The organism is Gluconobacter sp. Dm-44, assembly GCF_018256175.1.
GTDB lineage: Bacteria > Pseudomonadota > Alphaproteobacteria > Acetobacterales > Acetobacteraceae > Gluconobacter > Gluconobacter cadivus.
Genome location: NZ_JAERLZ010000012.1, coordinates 71503 through 79205, shown reverse-complemented (window position 1 = coordinate 79205; position 7703 = coordinate 71503). Strand labels below are relative to the sequence as shown.

The window sequence follows — 7703 nt, the reverse complement described above, 5'->3', positions numbered from 1 at the left end:
ATTCCATTCTGGAAGCCATCTTCATAGTATTTATCTAAAAACGATTTTGAAAATAACTCTTCTTTTTCTATATTTGAAGAATCTTCAGGTATTTTTATTATTATCTTTTCAATAGAGGTTTTTTCAAAATCCTCAGAATACAAAATTCCTATTTTTTTTTGCTCTGCCAATGTTTTCCTAGTCATCAAACAATCATCTCATTTTCTGGTTTTTCTTGATCTATCAGATCAATTTCTCCGCGATCAACTAAGTCTTTAGCGATAATGAGAATTTCATTTTGAGCTATATCGACATCCTTTACCCGCACAGGCCCCAAATCTTCAATTTCATCCAATAGGATACGTCCTGCACGATCAGACATCGCCCCCAGAAACGCTTGGCGCAACCTATCACTTGCTCCTTTAAGTGCTAATGGCAGGCTCTCACGAGGAAGCTGGTTCAACAGGGTGATCAAACCTTCTCCAGAAAGATTCACCAACTCTTCGAAGGTAAACATAAGACTCTTAATTTGTTCGGCATCGATTTGACTCCTCTCTTCCAAAGCCGACATAAATCTATTTTCGAGTCTTCTATCAAAATTATTAAATATATCAGCTAAAACTTCATGGCTATTACGATTTATTCCTCTCGGAATATTAGAAATAAACTCTGATCGCAAAGTTTTTTCTATACTTTGAATTACGTTTTTTTGTACTGTTTCTGTTTTTAACATTCTCATCATAATATCTAATGAAAATTCTTCAGGAAAAAGTGCCAATACTTTAGCTGCATGAGAAGATTTAATCCGGCTTAGAATAACAGCCACTGTTTGTGGATATTCATTTTTTAAATAATTTGCGAGCACTGATTCTGATACATTCCCCAACTTATCCCACATCGTGCGCCCTGCAGGACCCCGAATTTCTTCCATGATTGCGGCAGCTCTGCTGGCGGGCAGTGCGTTTTTAAGAAGCTTTTCTGTGCTTTCAAGATCCCCAACCACTCCTTCAGCCGAGCCTAATCCTTGACTAAATTCATGGCATATTTTTTCTACGAGATTGGATGATACAATACCTAATTGAGCCATTGCAGAAGAAACTTCTCTGATTTCTTCCTCATGCATTTGTTCAAACAACTTAGAACAATTTTCTTCACCTAAGGCCATCATCAAGATGGCTGCTTTTTGTACACCTGAGATATTTTTTTCCATATCCATTATCTCGATGCTCCTTCCTGAGATGGAATCAACCATCCTCTTACCAAAGAAATACTTTCAGAAGGGTGAGTTTCTATAAGATCTATAACTTTTTGTACGGAAGAAGCCCTAATTTTTCCCTGTACACCGTTGACAAATACAGTATCTTCATCAATTAAATTCGTTCCTTTATTAGAAACTTCAAGCATTGGAATTTTTTGTATTTCAGATTGATTATCGGACAAATAAATTGAATTTTGAGACGATAAAGACATTGGTTGAATTGACTCAGAAGAATTTGATGAATTAAATAACTTATTAGAATTATTATTAGATACAGGCTTCAATAATGGGCGGACAACAAAAAACAAAACCATTGCAAGGCATATCGCAAACAATGAGAATCTTACAGCTTCCATTTGATTTGAACGGCTGAAAAATTTACTCCAATCCGAATTTACGGGCCGCATTTCAGCTTCTATATTACTAAATTTCATGGACATGACCGTTACCACATCCCCTCTAGCCTGGTCGAAACCAACGGCACTTTTAGTTAAAGCTGTTAAACGGTTCAATTCTTCTTCATTACGCGGCTGCCAAGAAGAATGACCCTTTCCATCCGACTGACTAATGCCGTCCACCATCACTGCCATGCTGATGCGTGCAATACGCGGTTGGTCCTGCACTAAAGTACGAACAGTCTTACTTATTTCATAGTTATTTGTTTGCTCTTGTCGATTGCTTTGACTTCCATTTTGCTGCTGACCCGCATTTGCGTTCGGAAGATTATTCGAAACCGTTGTATTACTAGAACCTTGAGTATTGATATTTTTTTCTGTTTTAGTTTGCTGAGAACGTAAAACCTGCTGATCAGGATCGTAATTTTCTTGCGTTTCACGAACATGATCATTGTTCATCGTAATATTTGCTTCCACACGCACATGTCCTGGACCCAAGGACGCTCCCAGTAAGTCCTCAACTTCATGTGCGATACGTTGCTCAATTATCTGGCGTTGTTCTTCCAAGGACTCGCCACCGTTCGCGCTTCCTTCTCCCTGTTTAAGAAGGACATGGCCACGGTTATCTATCAATGAAATATTATGAGCATCCAACCCCGGAACCGCTGCCGCGACAAGATTGACTACTGCGGCGATATTTTCCTCATCGAGTCTACGCCCCCCATCCATGGAGAGAAGCACGCTTGCTTGCGCGCTCTGCTCATCTGTTGAAAAAAGCTCTCTATGACGAAGCACAAGGTGCACTCTTGCATTCTGTACCCCGTGAATCAGGCGAATAGATCTCTCTAATTCTCCTTCTAGCGCCCGAGTTTCATTGATAGTTTGTTCAAATTGAGTTGCAGTGAAGCTGTTACCCTTATCAAAGATCTCGTATCCAACGGACCCTCCAGACGGCAAACCGCCTTTAGCCAGAAGCAATCTAGCACGGGCCACATCATCATCAGGTACCATGATTGTACTACCCTGATCCTGAAGACGGTATTTAATGTGAGCTTTTGAAAGCTGATCTACAATTTCACCAGCTTCATGAGGTTCCAAATCTCGATACAAAAGGCCATTCGTGGCGTTGACACCGTGCAGGACTAAAACCCCCAGCAGGACAAGCATTGAGACGCCAACACCACCAAGAGCAGCCAGACGTGGGAGACCGAGCTGTTTGAGGTTTGCCAGAAGAGCTTTCACTGATTGCTCTCTTTCCGGTTTTTCAGAGAATCGAGACCGCTGCGATTCCCGTCAGAAAAACCTCTCTGTCCTGCCCACATACTCACTTATCCCTGAAAAACTTACTTTTGATGAACTCCATTGTGGAACAAAAAGCTTAATACATGACTAACAAGCGGCCTCACCGCCCCTCGAAATCAGGTGCTTGAAAATCCGGTCAGATCGCTCATGTTAATGGTCGCGCTTCCCATATCAATATTCACTCCCGAAGTTCCTTTTGAAACACCGGTAACAGTTCCTGTAACCGTTGTCGGAAGAGCAACAGTGGTTCCGTCTGTAGAATTTCCCTCTACAGCCACAGTATAAGCTCCATTACTTAACTGCGTGCCACTGTTGTTTTTACCGTCCCATGTCCATGTATTCGTTCCAACCGAGGCATCGACTGTCTCTGATTTGACGACGGTTCCTGTACTATCAGTTATCGCAATCGCCACATCACCAGCCTGAGGGGCTGTGAATGACAACGACGCGCTCCCGCTTTGTAATGGCAGGCTGGACGTGCTTGCCGTAGTTGTTTTTCCGATAAGGCTGACAGCTGAAGCCATCTGATTATCCTGGGTGGCCGAAATCAAGCTCGTCAGGTTTGTATTGGTTTCGACCTGCTGCTGCACCCCGGCGAATTGGGCTAATTCAGCTGTGAATGAGTCCGTACTTGTTGGATTACTGGGATCTTGATGCTGCAATTGTGTCGTAAGAAGCGTAAGAAACTGATTAAAGTTTCCGCCCAAAGAAGACAACGAAGAACTACTTGCACTGCTTGTTGTGTTATTCGAAGCTGCTGCGGCATTTGTCGCCGCATTGCTTTTCGCAGCGCTTATTGCCTGGCTTAAAAGAGAAGTAGTTCCAGTTGTTGTTCCAACTGAAGTAACCATGGTTTTAATCCTATTCTCAAACAGTGAGATCGACAACGCCTCGGAGAAATCGGCGTTCAGTGACAGATGTTGAGGATACCGGCGTATTACCCCTTGAATTACCAGACGAGCGGTTACGCCCCTCTTGACGATCGTCACGCGACGACATGTCAAGAAAGGATGGTACCGAAAGGCTGATCTGGATATCTGTTTTCGCTATGGATTGCGTTCCAGAAACAGGAATCGAATTATCAGTTAAAGCTGCAATCAGTTTACTATGATCGTCTTTGAGAGACTGATAGACTTCTGGATTATCTGTGTTGATATGAATTCGATGTTCTTTACCATCAGACCCATCAATTTCCACGTGTATTTTTTCACTCCCACCGACGTTCATTTCGATATGAGTGGTTGTTTTTCCATTATTTTCTTGTTGATAAAGCAGCGTATTTTGATTGTCTCGCCGAGAAATTTTTTCGTCTTCGTCAGCGGATGCAGTTTTGTTTTCTGCATTCGTTTCGGATGGAGCTTCCTCCAATGCTTCAGAAACTACTTTTTCGGAAGATACATCCTTTGAATCAATGGAAGAAATATTTTTAGATATAAAATCTTCTTTTAATTCTGTAATTTTTTCCAAGTTTTTAACAGAAATATTTTCTTTTATATCATTTTTTTCAAATGAAGATTTCTCAATAATGAATTCTGAATCATAATTATTTGATGAATTTGTATTTTCTTTAGGAAAATCTGCTTCACCAACACTCATAGATGTCGCATCAGGATTGGATACTAGGTTATTATCAATAACCTCAGTTTGTTCAGATTTTACTGAATTTTTTTGCGTGATTTTCTGATTTTCATTAGGCGCGTACTTACTATCAACATCCCTCGAAACTGACTGAAGTGTTTTTCCTTGAATTTTATTGCCTCGTGTCTGTTCTTTACCACTTCCTGAAACTGCTTTTTGCCCGACAGGCAGAGCTGCTTTTTTGGGAGCAGTCATCTGCTTGGTGGGGAGAGTATGGTCTTCCGATTGTGGGACTACTTTTCTCGGCACCCTGGAATCCAGTGTAGGCAGACTTTTCGAAGGCTGCTTTGCAGTTTGACCTTGGGATTCAAAAGGTTCTGTTTTTGCAGGCTGCGGTTTAACAGTTGAAGCATTCTGTCGGGTCTCAGAATGCTTAGGCATTTCCGGATGCACGTAGCTTTCCAGAAAATCGTGAAACCGCTCATTGGAAGCCAATTGTGCCTCAGGAGCAACGTCAACGCGCCTGAGGCCAGTGGTCGTCATAACTGCGGATGTCGTGACATGTGACAAGAACTTGTGCCTCCGGATCCGCCAGCATCGGTCAATCCGGAAAATCATTGCACAAGAAGCGTAAAGAAAGCGTTTAACGACTGCCCGACACTACATCCAAACGTAGGCCGATCAGGGATGGATCGTGTCGTATCCTGGCGAGCCTGGAAAGGCTCCTCTTGGGATCGCCGGCGTGCTTGGGCAGATGGGTGGATTACCATCGAGGGCCAGAGCCTGAACGGTATGCGTTGTCTTTGCAACCAGTCCCCTAACGGCCAGTTTCTGGTTCAGGTGAATATGCGCCAGAAACTCTGAGGGCAGGATGACAGCCGTACCGTCGCTGAGCTGCACGCCGGTGGGCGTGATGTTGGCGACAGTCCCCTTGGTCACCGGAAGTGGCGTCATGTCATAGACACAGGGGGCAGCTTCCGCTGCAGAAAAGGACAGAGCCAGAACCAGGCTGGCGCAAGCGAGCTTTTTCAATGTCTGAAATGCCTCATGCCGGTGAATACCATGGCGATCCCGGCTGCGTCTGCCGCATCGATCACCTCCTGATCGCGAATGGAGCCACCTGGCTGAATGACAGCCACGGCACCCGCCGCAACGACGCTCTCAAGACCATCCGCGAAGGGGAAGAACGCATCCGACGCCGCAACCGATCCGATTGTCAGCGGAGCATGCTCTCCAGCTTCCTTTGCCGCATCTTCGCTCTTTCGCGCGGCAATGCGCGCGCTGTCTACACGTGACATCTGCCCGGCGCCAATGCCGACCGTGGCGCCATTGCGGACGTAAATGACGGCGTTTGATTTCACATGCTTTGCGACGCGGAACGCAAACAGCAGATCCTTCATTTCCTGATCCGTCGGCGCACGCTTGGTGACGACCTTGAGATCGGATTGCGTCACCCGGCCTGCATCACGGCTCTGGGCCAGAAAACCACCTGCGACTGAGCGGAACGACAATCCCTCGGCCGTCGGATCGGGCACACCCTGCGTGAGCAGCAGACGCAGATTCTTTTTCTTTGCCAAGACCTCAATGGCCTCCGCATCGGCATCGGGAGCTACGATCACTTCCGTGAAGATCTTGCTGATCCTCTGCGCCGTCGCGCCATCCAGCGTCCGGTTGAGGGCGACGATACCGCCGAAAGCCGAGACGGGGTCGCAGCGTAAAGCCGCAATCCAAGCCTGCTCCAGCGTTGCGGCAGAGGCCACGCCACATGGATTGGCATGTTTGACAATAACGACAGTCGGCTCGTCAAACTCGGCGACAGCCTCGAACGCTGCATCCGTGTCGTTGATGTTGTTGTAGCTCAGCGCCTTGCCCTGCAGCTGTCGTGCGCTCGCCACGCCGGCGCGCTGGCTGCCGTCACGATAAAAGGCCGCCTTCTGATGCGGGTTTTCGCCGTAACGCAACAGATCATCCCGTGTCCCGCTCAGAGTCAGAACAGGCGGTAGAATCTCGCCGGCCTGTTTGGCAAACCAGCGGGAGATCATGCTGTCATAGGCCGCTGTATGAGCATAAGCGGAGGCCGCGTAGCTGCGCCGTTCGACCAGCACCGTACCGCCCTGCTCCAACGATGCGATGACCGCCGCATATTGCTGCGGATCCGTCAGGATTGCGACGTGATCGAAGTTCTTGGCAGCCGCACGGATCATGGCGGGGCCACCGATATCGATATTCTCGATGCAGTCTTCGTCACCGGCCCCCGATGCGACAGTTGCAGCGAACGGATAGAGGTTCACACAGACCAGATCGATCGGAGCAATGTCATGCTTCGCCATCTGCGCAACATGATCGGCAAGATCGCGGCGCCCGAGAATGCCACCATGGACCTGAGGCACGAGGGTTTTGACCCGCCCGTCCAGAATTTCCGGAAAACCGGTATGGTCCGAGACATCCTTGACTGCCAGACCGGCGTCACGAAGAGCCTTGGCGGACCCCCCGGTCGAAAGCAGTTCCGCACCGTGGGCGGCGAGCGCACGCCCCAGTTCGATCAGTCCCGTTTTGTCAGAAACGGAGAGAAGGGCACGGCGAACGGGGAGTCGGGTCTGTGTCATGATGAGAATGAAATATCCTTCAAAACATGTCCGCGCAACCGCGAGTGATGCGCAGATGGAGGGACATGGCCCGGAACAGGGCCATTACCGGAAAATCCTGCCCAGCCCAGAAGGCAGAGGATGGGCACAAGAAGCATGATTTCCCCGATGCCGCCAGTCCGGACATAAGGCCAGAGCGAAAGTCGCGAACGGCTGAGAGGGGCGAAGACCTGGCACCCTCCTGTCGGAAGGTCGGCGGCTATATGCGTCGCAGCTCCCAACAGCAGGGCACCCCACGGTCCGCGGAGACTCTCAGGACCCATTAGGCCATTCGTGACAGCCGCAGCCACGAGCAGCATCAGGCCAGAATGCGTCAGACCACGATGGCCGAAGGCTTTCGCCAGAAAGCGGGAAAGGATCTTTACCCGGCTCCCGAGCATGGAGCGCTCGGTATCAATGTCAGGCAGAAGACTACCCAGCAGGCCCGTGCAGACGGAAAGTGGCTCAGGGGAAAGCACATGCCAGCGCATGGCACACAACACGGCAAAGCCGCCGATCAATAAATGGGAACGTCCAGTCACGCGCCCTTATGATCTGGTTCAGGCC

8 protein-coding genes are annotated in these 7703 nt (G+C 47.9%); all 8 read right to left on the bottom strand.

Annotated elements, in window-relative coordinates; translation table 11 throughout:
• Positions 1-185, bottom strand: a 185-nt coding sequence (locus JK213_RS13035) for a hypothetical protein (RefSeq protein WP_211571738.1), incomplete at its 3' end; no start/stop codon positions are given.
• Positions 185-1189, bottom strand: coding sequence for a flagellar motor switch protein FliG (locus tag JK213_RS13030; RefSeq protein ID WP_194262405.1), 1005 nt, complete (start codon positions 1187-1189; stop codon positions 185-187). The genes JK213_RS13035 and JK213_RS13030, both read right to left, overlap by 1 nt.
• Before the next feature lie 5 nt (positions 1190-1194).
• Entirely contained in the window at positions 1195-2874 is a 1680-nt protein-coding gene (fliF, locus tag JK213_RS13025) for a flagellar basal-body MS-ring/collar protein FliF (RefSeq protein WP_194262277.1), read from the bottom strand.
• Between the two features lie 176 nt (positions 2875-3050).
• Positions 3051-3785 (bottom strand): flagellar hook assembly protein FlgD, encoded by a 735-nt coding sequence (locus tag JK213_RS13020; RefSeq protein ID WP_194262276.1) that lies wholly within the window; start codon positions 3783-3785, stop codon positions 3051-3053.
• Positions 3786-3801: 16 nt separating this feature from the next.
• Positions 3802-5082 carry a flagellar hook-length control protein FliK gene (locus JK213_RS13015; RefSeq protein ID WP_211571737.1) on the bottom strand — a complete coding sequence of 427 codons (1281 nt, stop codon included), beginning with the start codon at positions 5080-5082 and terminating at the stop codon, positions 3802-3804.
• Positions 5083-5193: 111 nt separating this feature from the next.
• Positions 5194-5544 (bottom strand): hypothetical protein, encoded by a 351-nt coding sequence (locus tag JK213_RS13010; protein ID WP_194262274.1) that lies wholly within the window; start codon positions 5542-5544, stop codon positions 5194-5196.
• Positions 5541-7118 carry a bifunctional phosphoribosylaminoimidazolecarboxamide formyltransferase/IMP cyclohydrolase gene (gene purH, locus JK213_RS13005; protein ID WP_194262273.1) on the bottom strand — a complete coding sequence of 526 codons (1578 nt, stop codon included), beginning with the start codon at positions 7116-7118 and terminating at the stop codon, positions 5541-5543. The genes JK213_RS13010 and purH overlap by 4 nt, the downstream gene beginning before the upstream one ends.
• A complete protein-coding gene (locus JK213_RS13000; RefSeq protein ID WP_194262272.1) occupies positions 7115-7678 on the bottom strand; it encodes a metal-dependent hydrolase in 564 nt (187 codons plus the stop codon). The genes purH and JK213_RS13000 overlap by 4 nt, the downstream gene beginning before the upstream one ends.
• Positions 7679-7703 lie beyond the last annotated feature (25 nt).

What these genes read in the sequence shown, in the direction of transcription:
- JK213_RS13030 (WP_194262405.1), bottom strand. Translation starts at nt 1,189, where the DNA reads ATGGAAAAAAATATCTCAGGTGTACAAAAAGCAGCCATCTTGATGATG.
- JK213_RS13020 (WP_194262276.1), bottom strand. Translation starts at nt 3,785, where the DNA reads ATGGTTACTTCAGTTGGAACAACAACTGGAACTACTTCTCTTTTAAGC.
- purH (WP_194262273.1), bottom strand. Translation starts at nt 7,118, where the DNA reads ATGACACAGACCCGACTCCCCGTTCGCCGTGCCCTTCTCTCCGTTTCT.